The following is a 17993-nucleotide window of genomic DNA, read 5'->3' as shown; positions in this document are numbered from 1 at the left end:
GAAATGACCTCGAACGCAACCGGCACCCACGGAGCTGTCCTCGCGGACTCCGTACCCGAAAAGGACCGGCCCATCGTCGAACTCCGCGGCGCCGGGAAGTCCTACGGCAACATCCGCGCCCTGCACGGCGTCGACCTCGCCGTCCACCCGGGCAAGGTGACCTGCGTCCTCGGCGACAACGGCGCCGGCAAGTCCACCCTCATCAAGATCATCTCCGGGCTGCACCAGCACACCGAGGGCGAGTTCCTCGTCGACGGAGAACCGGTCCGCTTCACCACCCCGCGCGAGGCCCTCGACCGGGGCATCGCCACCGTCTACCAGGACCTGGCGACCGTGCCCCTGATGCCGGTGTGGCGCAACTTCTTCCTCGGCTCCGAGATGACCAAGGGCCCCTGGCCGATCCGCCGCCTCGACATCGAGCGGATGAAGAAGACCGCCGACGAGGAACTGCGCAACATGGGCATCGTCCTCGACGACCTCGAACAGCCCATCGGCACCCTCTCCGGCGGCCAGCGCCAGTGCGTGGCCATCGCCCGCGCCGTCTACTTCGGCGCCCGCGTCCTCATCCTGGACGAGCCCACCGCCGCCCTGGGTGTCAAGCAGTCCGGCGTGGTGCTGAAGTACATCGCCGCCGCCCGCGACCGCGGACTCGGCGTCATCTTCATCACCCACAACCCGCACCACGCCTACATGGTCGGCGACCACTTCAGCGTCCTGCGCCTCGGCACCCTGGAACTGAGCGCCGACCGCAGCGAGATCGGCCTCGAGGAACTGACCAACCACATGGCCGGCGGCGCCGAACTCGCCGCCCTCAAGCACGAGCTGGCCCAGGTGCGCGGCGTCGACGTCGAGGAGCTTCCGGAAGAGGAAGACCTCACCGCGCCCGTGAAGGCATCACCCGCTTCTCCCGAAGGGACCTCCTGACATGGCAACCGCCCCTTCCCTCGACCGTATCCGAGTGGGCTCGGCGCCGGACTCCTGGGGCGTCTGGTTCCCCGACGACCCTCAGCAGGTGCCCTGGGAACGCTTCCTGGACGAGGTCGCCGAGGCGGGCTACTCCTGGATCGAGCTGGGCCCGTACGGCTATCTGCCGACCGACCCGGCCCGGCTCACCGACGAGGTCGACAAGCGCGGCCTGAAGGTGTCGGCGGGCACGGTCTTCACCGGCCTGCACCGCGGGCCCTCGGTGTGGGAGTCCACCTGGGAGCACGTCAGCCAGGTCGCCGCGCTCACCCGGGCCATGGGCGCGCGGCACCTCGTGGTCATCCCGTCGTTCTGGCGCGACGACAAGACCGCCGAGATCCTGGAGCCGCCGGAGCTCACGGCCGAGCAGTGGGCCCACCTGACCAAGGGCATGGAACGCCTCGGCCACGAGGTGAAGGAGACGTACGGCCTCGACATCGTCGTCCACCCGCACGCCGACACCCACATCGACACCGAGGCGCACGTCGAGCGCTTCCTCGACTCCACCGACTCGGCGCTGGTCAACCTCTGCCTGGACACCGGGCACTACGCCTACTGCGGCGGCGACAGCGTCAAGCTGATCGAGACGTACGGCGAACGCATCGGCTACCTGCACCTCAAGCAGGTCGACCCGGAGATCCTCGCCGACGTCGTCGCGGGCGGGGTGCCGTTCGGGCCGGCCGTGCAGCGCGGGGTGATGTGCGAACCTCCCTCCGGTGTACCGGAGTTGGAGCCGGTGCTGGTTGCGGCGCAGGGACTGGGCGTCGAGCTGTTCGCGATCGTCGAGCAGGACATGTACCCGTGCGAACCGGACAAGCCCCTGCCGATCGCGGTCCGCACCCGGAAGTTCCTGCGCTCCTGCGGCGCCTGACCACGTCGACGACTCCCACACGACGCTCTCGGGGTCCTCTGCGACGCGCGCGTCACCCGTCCTCGGGCCGCGCCCGCCCGCGTACCAGCAGCACACCCCCCGCGGCCGCGAGGACGAACCCCGCCGCGGCCGCACCGATCGGCACGGTCCGCCCGACCGCGCGCAGCCGCACGCTGTCCTCCTCGGCCTTGCCGACCGCGAACTCCTGCGTGGCCGGGGTGTGGCTCAGCTTCGGCACGTCCAGGAGCACCACGGCGTCCTTGGTGCCGCCCGGGGCGCGCAGGGTCTGGCGGGGGCCCAGCTGGGCGGAGAGGACACGGCCGGTGGCCTGGTCGACGACCAGCTTGATGCCGCGGTTGGAGTACCACTCCTCGGCGAACACCTGCGCCGCCTCGGGCCGGCCGACCAGGGCCCCCGGGACCTGACGGGTACCGATCTTTGTCGGCGGAACGGTGCCCGTGAAGACGTACCCCTGGTAGCCGCGGATCTTCTCGGTGCCCCGGTAGGAGAGGGTGACCGCCCCGCCGAGCTGGCTGTCCCACCAGCGGTACGAGCGTTTCTGCACGTCGAAGGGGAACTTCAGGTAGGCCTCGCCCTCGTGGTACGGCTGCTCCCGGCAGCAGTGCGCCGGCCGGTTGGTCCGGCGGTCGGTGACCCAGCGGGCGGTGGAGAAGTCCAGCGCGTCATGCGGATCGGCGGCCGGCAGCGACTTGTCCGTGTCGACCGTGGTGACCACGTCCCACACCGCCCGGCCGCTGCGGTCGCTGTCACCGACGTCGCCGCGTACCCGCTGCGTGACCGTGATCCGCTTCTCGCGCAGCGTCTCGGCCTCGTCGACGTCGAAGTAGCTGCCCATGCCCGTGTAGACCGCGGTCACATCGATGTCGACCGGGTTCACGGCCGCGCGCGGCTTGACGTACCACGCGAGCATGGGCGCGAGGACCAGCAGGAAGACACCCGGGCCCAGCAGGAGCAGGGCGAGGGGCGAGGAGCTACGGCGCATCCGGTACTCCAGGGCTTGGCTGCCCGGAGACCGTAGGTGCTTGCCGTACGGTGCGTCTACGCATCCGCGTGACAAAACCGGGCTGTTCGTCGGGCCGGTCGGCGCCCGCCGGCTACCGGCTCGCGGCGAGGGCCGCCAGCACGGCGTGGGTGAGGCGGGTGACGTAGGCGTCGTCGGTGGGGCCGCCGACCGCCAGCATCCTGAAGTACAGCGGGGCGCCGAAGAGGTCGACGGCCAGGCCCATGTCGATGTCCGCCGGCAGCTCACCGCGGTCCACCGCCTGCCGCAGGATGGTCGCCACCGCGGCACGCCGGGGCGCGAGGACCGCCTCGTGCAGCGCGTCGCGCAGGGACGGGTTGCGGGCCGACTCGGCGACGAGGTCCGGGACGATCCGGCCGACCAAGGGATGGCGCAGGTCGGCCATCGTGTCGCGGACGAAACGCTCGACGTCGGCGGGCAGTGAACCTGAGTCGGCCGTCGCCGGCAGGTGGGCGGCGGCGGCCTCGGAGACCAGCTCCACCACCATGGCCTCCTTCGTGGGCCAGCGGCGGTAGAGGGCGGCCTTGCCGACGCGGGCCCGGCGGGTGACGGCCTCCATCGACATCCGGGCGTACCCGGTCTCGGCCAGCTCCTCGAACACCGCCCGCCGGATCGTCTCCGTCACCGACTCCCGGAGCGCCGCGGAGCCGGTGGGCCTGCGGGGGTCCAGTGCGCTTCTGCCGGTCGAGTCCCTGGTCGAGTCCACTGCGGGAGGTTAACACCGGACGGAACGGTTGCGTTCCGTTCCGGGCGGGTGTACGTTCCCGGCCAGACGGAACGGACCTGTTCCGTTCCGCCGAGCTCTGTTCGGAGCATGGGGGTCTGTTCGGGGCAAAGGGGGCCCGGATGAAGTTCCTCTTCGACCGGCACGACGAACGGCCGGCCCCGGCATGACCGTCGAGGCCCGCACCGAGCCCGCCGCGTCCGACGGCACCGGGCCCCGCGCCCGGACCGTCCTCGTCCTGCTGGCCCTGTTCATCGTGATCAACGCCGCCGACAAGGCCGTCCTCGGGCTGACCGCGGGGCCCATCAAGGACGATCTCGGGCTCACCGCCACCGAGTTCGGCACCATCGCCAGCAGCTTCTATCTGCTCTTCAGCCTCTCCGCAGTCTCGGTCGGCTTCCTGGGCGACCGCATCCACCCCCGGCCCCTGCTCGCCGTGCTCGCCCTCGTGTGGGCGGCGGCTCAGCTGCCGATCCTCCTCCCCGCCGCCGGATTCGGCGCGCTCGTCGCCACCCGGGTGGTGCTCGGGGCGGGTGAGGGGCCGGGCTATCCGCTCGCCAACTACACCGCGTTCACCTGGTTCCCGGAGAAACGGCGCGCCCTTCCCTCGGCAGTCGTCGTCGCCGGCGGCGCGGGCGGCACCGTGCTGGCGGCGCCGCTGGTCATCCTGGTCAGCGACACCGTCGGCTGGCGCGCCGTGTTCGGACTGCTCGGGGCCGTGGGGGTGATGTGGACGGCCGCGTGGCTGCGACTGGGTGGCGGCGGCCCGTACACAGCACGGCTCGGCCCGGCAGCCACGGACGACGATCCGCCGGCCGCCGGCCGCGGCTGTGCGCCGACGGAGGGCGATCCGCCCGCCGTCGCCGGCGGCTGTGCGCCCGCGGACGCTGATCCGCGCACCGTCGCCCGCGGCTCCGCACCGCCCACCGTGCCCGCCCAACGCGCCGCCGATCTCCGGCCCGCACCACTCGCCGACGCCCCGCCGTCCGCCCCCACACCACCACCCGACGCACCACACATCCCACCCCCACCCCCACGCTCCGTTGGCGCCCCGTCAGAAACCCCCCGCGTCCCCTTCTGGCGCATCGTCACCACCGGTACCTGGCTCGGCGCCACCCTCTCCACCTTTGCCGTCATGTGGACGCTCGCCCTGGGCTTCGCCTGGCTGCCGCTCTATCTGGAGGAGCAGGCGGGGTTCAGTGACGCGGAGGTCGGTGCGATCGTCGGGCTGCCCGCCTTGTCGATGGCTGTCCTGGTCCTCACCGCCGGCGCCGTCGCGCACCGGCTGCTGCGGAGGGGGGTGACCGCCCGGGTCGCGCAGGGACTGCTCGGCGCGCTGCTGCCGCTGCTGGCCGGGCTCTGTCTGCTGCTCGCGACCCGGGCCGGTCCCACCGCCCTCCTGCTGCCGCTGCTCGTGCTGGCGTTCTCCGCGGGCAATGGTCAGACCCCGCTCACCAACGCGGCGATCGCCGACATCTGCCCGCCCGCCCGGCGCAGCGCCGCCCTCGGACTGTCGTACGCCCTCGCCGCCCTCTCCAGCCTGCTCGCCCCCTACGTCACCGGCCGGATCATCGACGCCGCGCCGAACGAGACCGTCGGCTACGGCCGGGCCTTCGACCTGGCCGCCTGCCTGCTGATCGGCGGCGCCCTGCTCGCCGCGCTGCTGATTCGCCCCGACCGGGACGCCCGGACCCTGCGCCCGGCGCTCACCCGCACGAGTCCCGAGGAGTGAAACCGATGTCCCCGATGCCTTTAGACATCGCCGTCGTCAACGGGGCCCGCACCCCGATCGGCCGGTACCAGGGCGCGCTGAGCTCGGCCCCCGCCCACCGGCTCGGCGCCCTTGTCATCCGCGAGGCCGTCGTCCGTGCCGGGCTGCAGCTCGGCGCCGTCGACGAGGTCGTCCTCGGCTGTGTGGGCCAGGTCGGCCCCGAGGCGTTCAACGCCCGGCGTGCCGCGCTGAGCGCGGGCCTGCCCGTGCGGGTCACCGCCCACAATGTCAACCGGCTGTGCGGATCCGGACTCCAGGCGGTCTGGTCGGCCGCGCAGAGCCTCGCCCTCGGTGTCGCCGATGTGATCGTGGCGGGCGGCAACGAGTCGATGACCCGTCAGCCGCGGCTCGACTACAGCGAACGCGCCCGCGACGAACTGCCCGGAGAGCCGGCCATCGACGGCACCGTCTCCCTGGTCACCGACCCCTTCGGCCACTACCCGATGGGCATGACCGGCGAGGTGGTCGCGGGCCGGTACGGCATCTCCCGCGAACGCCAGGACCGCTGGGCCGCCGAGAGCCAGCGCCGGGCGGCCGCGGCCGTGGCGGCGGGGCGGTTCGACGCGCAGATCGTGCCCGTCGCCACTCCGGACGGCATCGTCGAGCGCGACGAACACCCCCGGCCCCGCACGACGGTGGAGAAACTCGCCGCCCTGCCCACCGTCTTCGCACAGGACGGCACGATCACCGCCGGCAACTCCGCGGGCATCAACGACGGCGCCGCCGCCGTGCTGCTGATGCGCGCCGGCGACCTGGAGCGCGGCGCCGCCCCGCTGTGCCGGCTGCTCGACGCGGTCGTCACCGCGCTGGAGCCGGAGATCATGGGTGTCGCCCCCGCCGACGCGATCCGCGCCCTGCTCCAGCGCAACGACCTCACCCTCGACGACATCGACGTGATCGAGCTCAACGAGGCGTTCGCGGCCCAGGTACTGGCCGTGACGGACACCCTCAAACTCGACCCGGACCGGGTCAACCCCAACGGCGGGGCCATCGCCCTCGGCCATCCCATCGGCGCCACCGGCACGGTGCTGCTGCTCAAGGCGGCCCACGAACTGCGCCGCACCGGCGGCCGGTTCGGCGTGATCGCCCTGTGCATCGGCGGCGGGCAGGCCATCGCCGCGCTGATCGAGAACGGGGCCCGATGAACGCGTACGCCTGGTACCCGACACCGGAGTTCACCGAGCACGGCAACATCGCCGCCTTCTGCCGCCGGCACGGCGTCGACGGCGGCTACCGCACACTCCAGACCCGGTCCGCGGCCGACCCCGAGTGGTTCTGGGAGCGGGCCCTGCCGGACATCGGCATCGTCTGGCATGTGCGCCCGCAGCGTATGTACGACGACTCGGGCGGCATCGCGTTCACCCGGTGGTTCCCGGGCGGGCGCACCAACCTCGTCGACTCCTGCCTGGAACGCCACCTCCGGCAGGACCGCGGGCAGGCGCCCGCCCTGCGCTGGGAACGCGAGGACGGGACGCTCGGGACCCTCTCGTACGAAGAGGTCGCCGCGTACAGCGCCCGGGTGGCCGGCGGGCTGCGTGAGCTCGGGGTGGGGAGAGGGGACCGGGTGGCCGGCTGTCTGCCCCCCGGTCCCCATGCCTTCGTCCTGCTCTTCGCCTGCGCGCGCATCGGCGCGATCCTCGTGCCGCTCTTCTCCGGCTTCGGCGCCGAGGCGATCGCGCTCCGGCTCGTCGACGCCGGCGCCCGGGTGCTGGTGACCGCACGCTCCACCCTCCGGCGCGGACACCGGTACGACCTGGAGGCGGTGGCGCGCACGGCCATGGCCGGGGCGCCGAGCGTACGTCAACTCGTCGTCATGGCCGACGGATCGGGCGGCTGGGAGCGGCTGGCCGCCGCCGAACCCGTCGGAACCGAATCCCTCTCCGCGGCCGCCCCCTTCCTCCTGCTGCACACCTCCGGCACCACCGGCCGCCCCAAGGGCGCGGTCCACACCCACGGCGGCTTCCCCGCACAGGTCGGCAGCGAGACCCGCTACAACCTCGATCTCCGGCCGGGCGACGTGGTGTTCTGGGTGACCGACCCGGGCTGGATCATGTTCCCGCTCGTCGCGATCGGCGCCACCCTCGCCGGTGCCTGCGTCCTGGCGTACGAGGGCGCGATCGACCACCCGGACGTGACACGCCTGTGGCGGCTGCTCGACGAGCACGACGTCACCGTCTTCGGCAGCTCGCCCAGTCTGTCCCGGATGCTGATGGCACATGGCTCACGGCATCCGGCCGCGCCCCCCTCCGTGCGGGTCCTCGGCTCGACGGGGGAGCCGTGGACCGAGGAGGCGTGGCGCTGGTACTCCGCCGAGTTCGGCGGCAAACGCTGCCCGGTGATCAACATCTGCGGCGGCACCGAGGTCGGCGGCTCCCTGCTCGCCTCCGCGCCCACCGTGCCCCAGTCGCCGTGCGGCTTCGCGGGACCGTGTCTCGGCATCGACGCGGCCATCGAGGACGAGGCCGGTGCCGAGGTGGACGAGGGGCGGCTCGGAGAGCTGGTCGTACGGCGTTCGTGGCCGGGGATGACCCGGGGGCTGTGGCAGGCGCGGGAGCGGTTCGCCGATGCCTACTTCGGGCGCAGGCCGGGGCGCTGGTCCCACGGCGATCTGGTGTCGCGGTCGGGGGACGAGTGGTTCGTGCACGGCCGCCTCGACGACGTCATGAAGGTGGCCGGCAAGCGCCTCGGACCCGCCGAAGTGGAGGACGCCGTCCTCGGCGACCCGGCCGTCGCCGAGGCCGCCGCCGTCGGGATACCGCACCCCGTCTCGGGCGAGGCCCTGTGGTGCTTCACGGTTCCCGCGCCCGGCCGGACCCTCGACGCGGCGGACGCCGAGCGGATCCGCGAGCGGGTCGCCGCCGCGCTGGGACCCGCGTTCCGGCCCGGCCGGGTCGTCGCCGTGCCCGAGCTGCCCAGGACCCGCAACGGCAAGGTGATGCGGCGCCTGGTCCGCGCCCTGGTCACCGGCGAGGAGCCCGGCGATCTGTCCACGCTCGTCAACCCCGCGAGCCTCGACGCGATCCGCACGGCCGTACCCGGCACACCCGACCACCGTCCGTGAACAGCCCCGCCTCCAAGGGAGTTCCATGCCGACGATCGACATCCTCCTGCCCGGCTTCGCCATCGACACCGACCAGGGCTACCCCGCCTTCTGCGGGGTGTTCCTGGTCCGCGGCCCGGACGCCGCCGGACGGCCCCGCACCCTCCTCGTCGACGCCGCCCACGTCGGCCGCCGTCCCTTCCTGTGGGATGCGCTCGCCGCCCACGGCCTGACCGCCGACGACATCGACACCGTCGTCCTCACCCACGCCCACTGGGACCACGTACAGAACATCGACCTGTTCCCGCACGCCACCCTCGTCCTCCACCCCGACGAGCGCCGCTACGCCCACACCCCGCACGCCAACGACTGGGCCACGCCCTCCTGGACCGGGCTGCTGCTGGAGCAACTGCCCGTCCGCGAGGTGTCGGACGGCGAGGAGATCATCCCCGGGGTGTCCGTGATCGCCCTGCCCGGGCACTCGCCGGGCAGCATCGGCGTCGTCGTGGAGACCGAGGCGGGCCGCGCCACCATCACCGGCGACGCCCTGCACTTCGCGTACGTCGCCCGCACCCGGCGCAACCCGCTGGTCTTCTGGGACTCCGACGCCGCCGCCCGCAGCATCGACCGGGTGCTGGCCGTGTCCGACCTGATCTACCCGGGCCACGACCGGCCGTTCCGGCTCACCGCGAACGGCGGCATCGACTACCTGGAGTCCTTCGCACTCACCCTCACCGGGCTGCGCCCCGACACGCAGGGCCTCGCCTTCGCCGACGGCTCCGCACGCCCGCTGTGGGTCATGCCGGGCGTGGAGGAGCAGCGCGCGCTGTACGCGAAGAACGCCGACGACATCGAGCGGCGGATCAGCCGGGTTCCGCGCGTGGTAGGCCCTGCGCGGCAAGGAGCCGAGCCAGGGAGCGGTTGAGCCGGTCGAAGAACGGCACGGGCGCCTCGCGGGGGAAGAAGTGACCGCCGGGGACGGTGGTGAGGCGGAAGCCGCGCGCGTACCACGCCCAGGCCCGTACCGCCTCCGCGTCGACCAGCGGGTCGTCGGTGCCGGCGAAGGCCTCCACGTCCAGCGGCAGCCGGGCCCGTTCGTCGTCCGGGTCCGGCAGCCGCGCCCGCCGATGGCTGGCGCAGATCCGCAGATCGTCCCGTACGACCGGCAGCAGCGCCCGCAGCCAGTCCTCCCGGTCCAGGAACTGCGGGGCGAGCCCGCCGAAGTCCACCAGCAGGCGGGCCAGTTCACCGTCGTCGTACCGGTCGGGCGCCGGCAGCGTGGGCGTGCGGTGCGGCGCCGCGTACGCCCCGAGGAAGAGCGCCTCGGGGCCACGGGCGCCGACCCGCAGCCGGGCCGCCGCCAGCGCGAAGGCCAGCAGCGCGCCCATGCTGTGCCCGTACGCCGCCCAGGGCCCCTCGTCGAGCAGGGACCCGAGGTCGCGGTCGAGGGCCTCGACCACCTCGCCGGCGTCCTGGAAGCGGCGCTCGCGCAGGCGGGCCTCGCGGCCGGGCAACTGCACCGGCAGAACGTCCACTTCGGGCGGTACGCGGGCGGGCCAGGAGGCGAAGAAGGAGGCCCCGCCGCCCGCGTGATGGAAGCAGAACAGCCGCAGCCGAGCATCCGCCCGGGGCTCCCGGCCGAGGCAGGACGCCGGAGCACTGGTGGTCATACGGGGGCTCCCGCCGACGTACGGGCGAGGCGGTGACGTGCCCTGAGGACCCGGGCCCGGGCGGACGCGGCCCGCCGCACGCCACCTGCCGTACCGGCCATCCGCAGCGCCTGCGCCAGCAGCCACAGCCGGGTCTCGGCCGCCCGCTCGGGCGCGCCGCCCAGCACGTCGTTCTCGACCAGCCGCAGCTGCGGCACGCTCCGCTGGAGCAACTCCGCGTCGGAGTACGGCGCGATCTCGTCGTCGCGGCTCACCGCACAGGCGACCGGGATGCGCAGCCGAGCGAGTTCGTCCTCGGCCAGGCCCCAGTCGGCGAGCGCGGCCGGAAGCCGGGCCGGCGGGGTGCGGGTGACGTGGGACAGGGTCAGGCTCACCAGCTGCGGCAGCGGAGTGCCCTGCGCGGCGCGCACGAAGAAGTCCCGGACCGGTGCGCCGACGGTGGCCAGGCCCCGGACACGATCGTCCGCCAGGGCGTGCCGCAGCGCCAGGTGCCCGCCGAAGCTGAGGCCCACGACGCAGGTGCGGGTGGTGTCGGCGGCGCGGCCGAGCAGACCGACGAGGTACTTCAGCATGCGGGTGCTGTCCGTTCCGTAGGGGAGGGCGTTCTCGCCGACACCGGGCAGCTCCGTCACCACGACGGCGGCGCCCAGCCGGTCGGCCTCGGCCAGGACCGGCGCCCACTGCTCCTTGGTGCCGGTGATGCCGCCGACGACGAGGATCAGCGGCAGCCGTCGGTGCTGCGACAGGCCGGCGGCCCAGCAGGCGAAGCCCGTGTCGTCGAAGGGCAGGTCGAGCCGGGTGATCCCGCCGACGCGTTTGCGCCAGCGGTCGAAGGCCGCCACGCAGGCGTCCTGCGCCGCGCTCCGCTCCGGGCCGTCGACGTAGGGGAAGCGGGCCATGGCGTAGTAGCGGACGGCGTCCAGGTTCCGGCCGCGGGCCTCGGCCGCCACCGCGAGCGATGACCAGGCGTGGGTCCAGGCACCGGGACCCTCGTCCTTGGCGTCGTCGCTCAGGTGGTGCAGCACTCGGTGCAGGACGTCCGGGGGGACGCCCTGGGCGTGCGCGTGCGGGAGGGCGAACCTGCGCAGCTCGGCCAGGGGGATCATCGGACCGCTCCTTTCTCTGCCGGGATGTCCTCCGGCTCCTTGTCCGGCAGGGGTGGGGGATCGCCGGCCGGCGGCTTCTCGCGCCCGCGGCCCGCGAGAAGCCGCGCGAGGCCGGGCGGGCAGAAGATGTCCAGCTGGGTGTCGAGGAACAGGGCGTGGAACCGCAGACAGGGTTCGGGGTCCGGCTCGGGCGGCGCGGTCATCGGCCCGCCACCGCCTCGTACAACTGCCGGAACGTACGCGCCTGCAGCAGGTCCGCCACCGGGATCCGCCGTCCGGCGAGGCTCTCCACGACGGTCACCAGCCTCAGCAGCAGGACCGAGTCCCAGTCGGGGAAGTCGTCCAGCGGCCGGTCGAGGTCGTCGGCGTCGACGTGCAGGCCGAGTTCCTCCTCGAGGAGGATGCGGAACTCCGTGGGGTCGGCGAGTGCCGTGGTCATCACTTGTCTCCGTGTCCGTCGGTTGCCGCGTCGAAGGGTCCGAACGCCGCGTCCAGCCGCAGATGGGCGGGGGCCGGGGCGACGGTCGCGAGGTCGTGCCGGAAGTGGACGGCGTCCGGGTCGTCCCCGTCGCCGCCCAGGACGGCGAAGCCGTGGTCGGCGTAGAAGGAGGAGAAGGCGGAGTTGCGCGGCGAGGGCAGGTAGCGGCCCGTCACGGCGCTCGCCCCGGTGGACCGGGCGAAGTCCAGCACCGCCGCCACGCAGGCACTCTCGATGCCCCGGGAGAACACCCGGCAGCTCAGCACGAAGTTGTCGATGCGCAGCAACTCGCCCTCGCGCCGCAGGAACAGCGCGCCGATCAGCCCGTGGTCGCCGAACCGGTCGAGGGCCCGGACCGCGATCACATGCCGGCCGGGATGCGCCGTCCAGTCGGCGACCTGCGGCACCTGGAGGCGCTCGGTGGCCAGGTGGAACTGGTTGGTGCGCAGGGTGAGCTGGGAGACCCGGGCGAGCTCGGACTCGTCCGGCGGGCGCAGGATCACCTCGATACCGAGCCCTTCGAGGTAGTCCTGGTAGGAGCCGACGTCCTCGCGGAACTCCTGCCGCAGCGCCTCGGTGCGGTAGCGGCCCGCCCGCTCCAGATCGGCCTCGGTCAGCTCGAACAGGTCGAACCAGCCGTCCGCCAGCAGCGCCGACGGGTGCAGGGCCGGCTCCTCGTCGACCGGGACCACGGCCACGTCGGGCAGCCGCTCCGCGACCAGCCCGCACTCGAAGAGGCTGTCGTCGACGAAGACGAAGCTGTCCAGGCCGAGACCGAGCCGGTCGGCGATGTCCCGCAGATTGTCGTGCTTGGCCTTCCAGTTGGCGTTGACGCGCACGAAGTCGTCCTCGCGCAGCACCATGGCCGGGTGCCCCTTGAGCACCTCGCGCACCGGGCCGTCGTCGTTCTTGCTGCTGACGGCGAGCAGCACGCCCTGCGAGCCGAGTTGCCGCACCGTGCGCTGGAAGTCCTGGAAGGCCTCGCCGCGCAGCCCCGCGCCGAGCTCGATGCCGTGCGGCCCGGCCTCGCCGAGCACCCCGCCCCACAGCGTCCCGTCCAGGTCGAGCACCAGCACCTTGCGGGTGCGGCCGAGGCGAGCCCGTACGACGTGGGCGGCCTCCCGGGCGTAGGCGGCCAGCAGCGGGTCGGACAGCCGGGCCCGGGCGTACTGCGCGGTGCGCGGCTCGCGGGCGGGCACACCCTCGCCGACCAGCGGATCGAGGTCGACGGTGACCACTGAGGGATGCTGGTCGGCGAGCGACAGCAGCCCCCGGTTGAACTCCCGCCACACCGCGCCGAGCCGGGCCCGGGAACGCAGGTCGACCAGCTGGTGGGTGAACCGGCGCAGCAGCGGCACCGTGTTGAGGACGAGCAGCCCGCGCCCCGCCTCCTGATGGGCGCGCACGGCACCCGCGAGCAGCGACAGCTTCGCCCGCGCCGCGGCCTCGACGTCCTCCGCCCGCCATGGCACGGTGACGTCGTCGAAGACGGTGTACGCGTCGAGCAGGCAGAGCGTGAGCTGTGGCAGCGCCTCGTCCGAGGGGCGCATCAGGTCCTGTACGTACGCCCCGTAGGGCGCGACCTTCGGCTCCAACAGCAGCCCGTGCCGGGCCAGTTCGGCGGTGAGCGGCGCGACCACCGGGGCCACCGTCGAGTGCCCCGTGACGGCGACGGACACCACCGGCACGTCGGGTGCGTGCCGCCGTACCTCCGTCGGGTCGAGCCGGGACAGCAGCTGCCCGGCGGCCGGGAGGTCGGCCTGCGGCATGCGCGACAGCAGGCCCGGGACGGCCCGGTACTCGGCGGCGAGCTTGCCCGACCGGTGCAGGATGCGCAGGGTGCGCAGCGCCCCGGGGTCGTGCCAGGCGCCGGGGCCGACGGTGCTCTCCAGGTGTGTCTCGGTCTGCGTCATGACCGCTCCAGGGCGATACCCGACTTGATCCACTTGCTGGACTCGACCGCGACCGCGACGGCCCGCCCGGGCCCCTCCCACTGCCGCAGCAACTCGGCGAGCTGGAGGAACGGCAGGGCGTTGCCGTTGTTGCCGACGTGTCGCACCACGTTGATCCGGCGGGCGTCCGGGGCGGGCATCTCGGCGGAGATGCGGTCGCTCATCCGGCCGGACAGCTGCGGGGGCAGCAGGAAGTCCACGTCGTCGGCGGCCCAGCCCAGGTCCTCCAGGAGCTCCCAGAACATCTGCTGGGCCAGCGCGGGCACCGTCTCCTCGATCGCCTTGTAGTCCTCGGAGACGGCGGTGCGGTCGCTGTGCCGGTCGCCGAGCCCGAACCAGTCGATGACCTGGCCGGGCTCCCGGCCCAGGCCCACCAGCCGGTTGAGCACCTGGCGGATCTCGATGCCCGCACCGCCGACGGGCTCGGCGCTGAGCACGGCCGCGCCGGCCCCGTCGCCGAACAGCACGTAGTTCACGAGCTCGGCGGAGGTGCGGCTGCCCGGGTCGAAGTCGGTCTCCAGGTGCTTGGCGCACACGTCGCCGCCGATCACCAGCACGGTGCGGCAGCGCCCGGCGAGCAGCAGGGTGCGGGCCACGTCCAGGGCCTGCACGGCTCCCGCGCAGCCGGACTGGAGCTGGTAGGTGGGGACGTTGTCGATGCCGAGCCGGTCCGCCACCAGGTTCACGGTGGCCGGCATCAGCTGGTCGGGGGTGGCGGTGCCCATCACGACGCAGTCGATGTCGTAGGGCTCGAGTGCGGCCTCGGCCAGCGCCCGGTCGGCGGCGGTCGCCGCGATGTCGGCGAGAGTGTGCCGGACCTGACCGGTCGCCAGGTCGACGGCGAAGTGCCGGCCGGCGTTGCCGATGAACATGTCGGCCCAGCTCTCGTCGACGCCGACGAGCTTGGCCAGGGTCGTGTTGTCCACCGGGTCGCCGGGCAGGCAGGTGCCGACCGAGGCCAGGTAGGCGGTGGGGGCGGTCATCGGTGGGTTCCTTCCGGGGCTGCGGGTACGGGGGCGTCGGTGAGGTGCAGGGACCGCAGGTAGCGGACGAGGTCGCCCACGGTGCGCAGACTGGCGAGCAGGTCCTCGACCGGCAGCTCGCCGAGCCGCGGCAGCGCGTTCTCGATGCGTGCCTTCAGCTCCATGACGCGGATCGAGTCGAAGCCCAGGTCCTCGTGCAGCCGGGAGTGGTCGTGCACATGGCCCGGGTCGTGCCCGCCGACCCGGCACACCAGACGGCGTGTCAGTTCGGCGAGGGAGTCCGGCAGGTCCTCCGCCGGGGCCGGCGGGCACGGTGCACCGCGGTCCGCGCCACTCGGCACCGCGGTGGTGTCCGCGCCAGAGGGGACGTGCGGCGCGGACAGTTCGGGAAGGCCGGGTGCGGCGCCGGAGTGCCAGGCCCGGAACGAGTCGTCGAACACATACGGCGGCAGCCGGCGCGGCACCCGGTCCGCCTCGTCGTAGAGCACGTCCCACTGAGGGGCGAGCCCGGCGCACCACAGCTCGCCCAGCAGTTGCTGCGGCCGGTGGCCCGGCGCGTGCTCTCCGGGGTGCGCGGCGTGCAGGCTCGTCGGATGCCCGCCGTCCGTCGTCAGCCGGGCCAGCAGCGGGGTGAGTACGGAGCGCGGTCCGATCTCCACCACGTGGGTGACCCCGCCGGCCAGCAGGGCACCGGCGGCCTGAGCGAACCGCACCGGCGCGGTGATCTGCCGGGCCCAGTAGTCGGCGTCCATGGTCTCCTCGCCGGTCAGCTCACGGCCGTACACCGTCGAGAACACCGGGAGCAGCGGGCGCCGGGCGGGCACGTCCCGGCACTCCGCGCGGAACTCCTCCACCACCGGCCGCATCAGCGGCGAGTGGAAGGCGTGGGACACGGTGAGCCGCCGCGCGGTCACCTTCCGCTCGCTCAACTCCCGTTCGACCTGGGCCAGTTCGTCGAGGTCCCCGGCGATCACCGTGGCGTGCGGGCCGTTGACGGCGGCCAGACCGAGGCGTTGCCGCCCCACCAGCAGCGCCTCGGCCTCCGCGGCGTCCAGGCCCACCGCGAGCATCCCGCCGTCCTCGGGCAGCGACTCCATCAGCGCCCCGCGCCGGGCCACCAGCCGCGCAGCGTCGGCCACGTCCAGCGCCCCGGCCACGCAGGCGGCGGCGAACTCGCCGATGCTGTGCCCGATGACGTACGACGGCCTGATCCCGCCCTCGGCGAGGGTCACCGCCATCGCGTACCCCACCGCGAACAGCGCCGGCTGGGCGAAGCGCGCCCGGTGCAGTTCCGGATCGCCGTCGAGCACCAGGTCGCGCACCGACCGCCCGGTGTGCGGGGTGAGCTCCTTGTCGATGTCGTCGAGGTGGCGTGCGTACGCGGGGCACGACCGGTACCAGGACGCGGTCATACGAGGGTGCTGGGCGCCCTGACCGGTGAAGGCGAACGCCACCGACCCCACCGACCGCCGCCCCGGGTCCACCCGCGGCGCCTCCTCGGCGCGCTCCGCAGCCGTGCGTAACTCCGCCACCAGCGTGGGCAGATCGCCGGCCGCCACGGCCGACCGGTGCGGCAGCCGGGACTTGACGCGGTTGCTGGTCCAGCACAGCTGCGCCAGCTGGTTCTCCGGGCGGCGGGCCAGGGCGTCGGCCTGCGCCAGCAGATTGGCGCGCAGCCGCTCGGGGGTCCGGGCGGAGACGGTGAACACCCCCGGTGCGCCGGGCCGGCCGCGGTGGACCGCGCGGGGCGCGGACGCCAGCACCGCGTGCGCGTTGCTGCCGCCCATGCCGAAGCTGCTGACCGCGGCGTGCACGGTGCCCGACGGCAGCCGCAGCGGCGACTTCAGCAGGGTCAGCCTGCGGCCGGGCAGGTCCAGCTTCGGGTTCTCCTCGTGGGCGAACCGGCTCGGCGGCACCGTGCGGTGGTGCAGGGCGAGGACGGCCTTGATCAGCCCGGCGATCCCGGCCGCGCCCTCCGCGTGCCCGAAGTTGCTCTTGACCGAGCCCAGCGCGACGCTGCCGCCGCTGCGCCCGCTGGTCAGCTCGCCGAGGGCCTGCGCCTCGATGAAGTCGCCGAGCAGGGTGCCGGTGCCGTGCGCCTCGACGAACCGGATGTCGTCGGCGGTCACGCCGGCCCGCTGCCACACCGACTCGATCAGCCGTTGCTGCGCCCAGCGGTTGGGCGCGGTGATGCCGTTGCTGCGCCCGTCCTGGTTGGTGCCGGTCTCCTTCAGCACCGCGTACACCGGCTGACGGTCCGCCAGTGCGTCGCTCAGCCGGCGCAGCACCAGCACGGCCACGCCCTCGGCCCGTCCGATGCCGTCGGCCAGGGCGCTGAACGGCTTGCAGCGGCCGTCGGGCGCCGAGAGGCCGGCCTGGGCGTAGAAGATGTTGATGACCGGCGTCATGATCAGGTTGGTGCCGGCCGCCAGCGCGTAGTCGGACTCTCCCGAGCGCAGCGCGCTCATCGCGAGGTGCACGGCGACGAGGGACGAGGAGCAGGCCGTGTCCACGGCGAGGCTCGGGCCCTTGAGGTCGAGGTGGTACGAGACGCGGTTGGCGCCCATGAAGTAGCCGTTGCCGGAGCCGTAGCGGGCGGTGATCCGGTCGTAGTCGGCGAGTTGCAGATACGCCCACTCGTTGGCCATCACCCCGACGAACACGCCGGTGTCGGTCCCGGCCAGGTCCTGCGGCGCGACGGCGGCGTCCTCGAGGGCCCGCCAGGAGCTCTGGAGCAGCAGCCGCTGCTGCGGGTCCATGGCCTGCGCCTCCCGCGGGGCGATCCCGAAGAAGCCGGGGTCGAAGGCGTCGGGGTCCTGGATGAAGCCGCCGCGCACGGTGTTGGTCCGGCCGGGCACCCGCTTCTCCGACGTGCTGCCGGGGGAGGACGGCACGGCGGCGTGATAGCGGTCGGCGTCCCAGCGCTGCTCGGGGACCCGGCCGGTGCCGTCCCGGCCGTCCATGAGCAGCGACCAGTATTCCTGGGAGTCGCGGGCACCGGGGAAGCGGCAGTCGAGGCCGACGACGGCGATCGGCTCGCGCGCGGGGGGCGTGGCGATCGTTTCCGTCATCGCGCGTCCTTGGCGGCCAGCCGCTCGGCCAGGTGGTCGCTGATGGCGTGCACCGTCGGGAAGTCGTACGCGATCGTCGGGGAGACGGCGATCCGGAACCGCTCCTCGATCTCGCCGCAGATGCTGATCGCCGCGACCGAGTCGATGCCGTAGTCGGCGAGCGGGGTGTCCGGGTCGATCTCGTCGGGGGACCTGTGCAGATGGAAGGCGACGCGTTCGGCCAGCCATACTTCCAGGCCGGGGGCGTGGTCCGGGTGCAGGGGGTGTTCCACAGGGGCGGTACGGGTGTCGTGGGCAATGCTCATGGCGTACGTCTCTCTTC

Annotated in this window: 16 protein-coding genes; 6 read left to right on the top strand and 10 right to left on the bottom strand. The window is 73.4% G+C overall.

Features of this window, described 5'->3' with window-relative positions:
• Positions 1–3: 3 nt before the first annotated feature.
• Together ACKTSN_RS05970 and ACKTSN_RS05965 are read left to right on the top strand one after the other, a co-directional pair.
• Positions 4–924 (top strand): ATP-binding cassette domain-containing protein, encoded by a 921-nt coding sequence (locus tag ACKTSN_RS05970; RefSeq protein WP_409468118.1) that lies wholly within the window; start codon positions 4–6, stop codon positions 922–924.
• Between the two features lies 1 nt (position 925).
• Positions 926–1834, top strand: coding sequence for a sugar phosphate isomerase/epimerase family protein (locus tag ACKTSN_RS05965; protein WP_409468117.1), 909 nt, complete (start codon positions 926–928; stop codon positions 1832–1834).
• Positions 1835–1886: 52 nt separating this feature from the next.
• Here ACKTSN_RS05965 and ACKTSN_RS05960 read toward each other — a convergent pair whose 3' ends face one another.
• Entirely contained in the window at positions 1887–2837 is a 951-nt protein-coding gene (locus ACKTSN_RS05960; RefSeq protein WP_409468116.1) for a DUF3068 domain-containing protein, read from the bottom strand.
• 112 nt (positions 2838–2949) lie between these two features.
• A complete protein-coding gene (locus ACKTSN_RS05955; protein ID WP_409468115.1) occupies positions 2950–3582 on the bottom strand; it encodes a TetR/AcrR family transcriptional regulator in 633 nt (210 codons plus the stop codon).
• 184 nt (positions 3583–3766) lie between these two features.
• Here ACKTSN_RS05955 and ACKTSN_RS05950 point away from each other — a divergent pair, with 184 nt between their 5' ends.
• The 4 genes from ACKTSN_RS05950 to ACKTSN_RS05935 are packed head-to-tail and all read left to right on the top strand — an operon-like array spanning position 3767 to position 9336.
• Positions 3767–5332: an MFS transporter gene (locus tag ACKTSN_RS05950; protein WP_409468114.1), complete on the top strand. Its 1566-nt coding sequence runs from the start codon at positions 3767–3769 to the stop codon at positions 5330–5332.
• 5 nt (positions 5333–5337) lie between these two features.
• The gene (locus ACKTSN_RS05945) at positions 5338–6516 is read left to right on the top strand and encodes a thiolase family protein (RefSeq protein ID WP_409468113.1); all 1179 of its coding nucleotides are present in this window, start codon (positions 5338–5340) and stop codon (positions 6514–6516) included.
• Positions 6513–8432: an AMP-binding protein gene (locus ACKTSN_RS05940; protein ID WP_409468112.1), complete on the top strand. Its 1920-nt coding sequence runs from the start codon at positions 6513–6515 to the stop codon at positions 8430–8432. The genes ACKTSN_RS05945 and ACKTSN_RS05940 overlap by 4 nt, the downstream gene beginning before the upstream one ends.
• 25 nt (positions 8433–8457) lie before the next feature.
• Positions 8458–9336 carry an MBL fold metallo-hydrolase gene (locus ACKTSN_RS05935; protein ID WP_409468111.1) on the top strand — a complete coding sequence of 293 codons (879 nt, stop codon included), beginning with the start codon at positions 8458–8460 and terminating at the stop codon, positions 9334–9336.
• Here ACKTSN_RS05935 and ACKTSN_RS05930 read toward each other — a convergent pair.
• From ACKTSN_RS05930 to ACKTSN_RS05895, 8 genes are read right to left on the bottom strand one after another with little or no spacing between them, the layout of a single operon-like run.
• Entirely contained in the window at positions 9275–10081 is an 807-nt protein-coding gene (locus tag ACKTSN_RS05930; RefSeq protein ID WP_409468110.1) for a thioesterase II family protein, read from the bottom strand. The genes ACKTSN_RS05935 and ACKTSN_RS05930 overlap by 62 nt on opposite strands.
• Complete coding sequence (locus ACKTSN_RS05925) at positions 10078–11187, bottom strand: alpha/beta fold hydrolase (RefSeq protein WP_409468109.1); 1110 nt, start codon at positions 11185–11187, stop codon at positions 10078–10080. The genes ACKTSN_RS05930 and ACKTSN_RS05925 overlap by 4 nt, the downstream gene beginning before the upstream one ends.
• Positions 11184–11390, bottom strand: a complete 207-nt coding sequence (locus ACKTSN_RS05920; RefSeq protein WP_409468108.1) for a hypothetical protein — start codon at positions 11388–11390, stop codon at positions 11184–11186. The genes ACKTSN_RS05925 and ACKTSN_RS05920 overlap by 4 nt, the downstream gene beginning before the upstream one ends.
• Complete coding sequence (locus ACKTSN_RS05915; protein WP_129802917.1) at positions 11387–11626, bottom strand: phosphopantetheine-binding protein; 240 nt, start codon at positions 11624–11626, stop codon at positions 11387–11389. The genes ACKTSN_RS05920 and ACKTSN_RS05915 overlap by 4 nt, the downstream gene beginning before the upstream one ends.
• A complete protein-coding gene (locus tag ACKTSN_RS05910) occupies positions 11626–13578 on the bottom strand; it encodes an HAD-IIIC family phosphatase (RefSeq protein ID WP_409468107.1) in 1953 nt (650 codons plus the stop codon). Before ACKTSN_RS05910 ends, ACKTSN_RS05915 begins: the two co-directional genes overlap by 1 nt.
• Positions 13575–14600: a 3-oxoacyl-ACP synthase III family protein gene (locus tag ACKTSN_RS05905; protein WP_409468106.1), complete on the bottom strand. Its 1026-nt coding sequence runs from the start codon at positions 14598–14600 to the stop codon at positions 13575–13577. Before ACKTSN_RS05905 ends, ACKTSN_RS05910 begins: the two co-directional genes overlap by 4 nt.
• Entirely contained in the window at positions 14597–17671 is a 3075-nt protein-coding gene (locus ACKTSN_RS05900) for a type I polyketide synthase (protein ID WP_409468105.1), read from the bottom strand. The genes ACKTSN_RS05905 and ACKTSN_RS05900 overlap by 4 nt, the downstream gene beginning before the upstream one ends.
• Complete coding sequence (locus ACKTSN_RS05895; protein ID WP_409468104.1) at positions 17668–17976, bottom strand: acyl carrier protein; 309 nt, start codon at positions 17974–17976, stop codon at positions 17668–17670. The genes ACKTSN_RS05900 and ACKTSN_RS05895 overlap by 4 nt, the downstream gene beginning before the upstream one ends.
• Positions 17977–17993: the final 17 nt, after the last annotated feature.

It is taken from the genome of Streptomyces flavusporus, from assembly GCF_046267975.1.
GTDB classification, from domain to species: Bacteria; Actinomycetota; Actinomycetes; order Streptomycetales; family Streptomycetaceae; genus Streptomyces; species Streptomyces flavusporus.
This window is presented reverse-complemented; position numbering and strand designations above follow the sequence as displayed.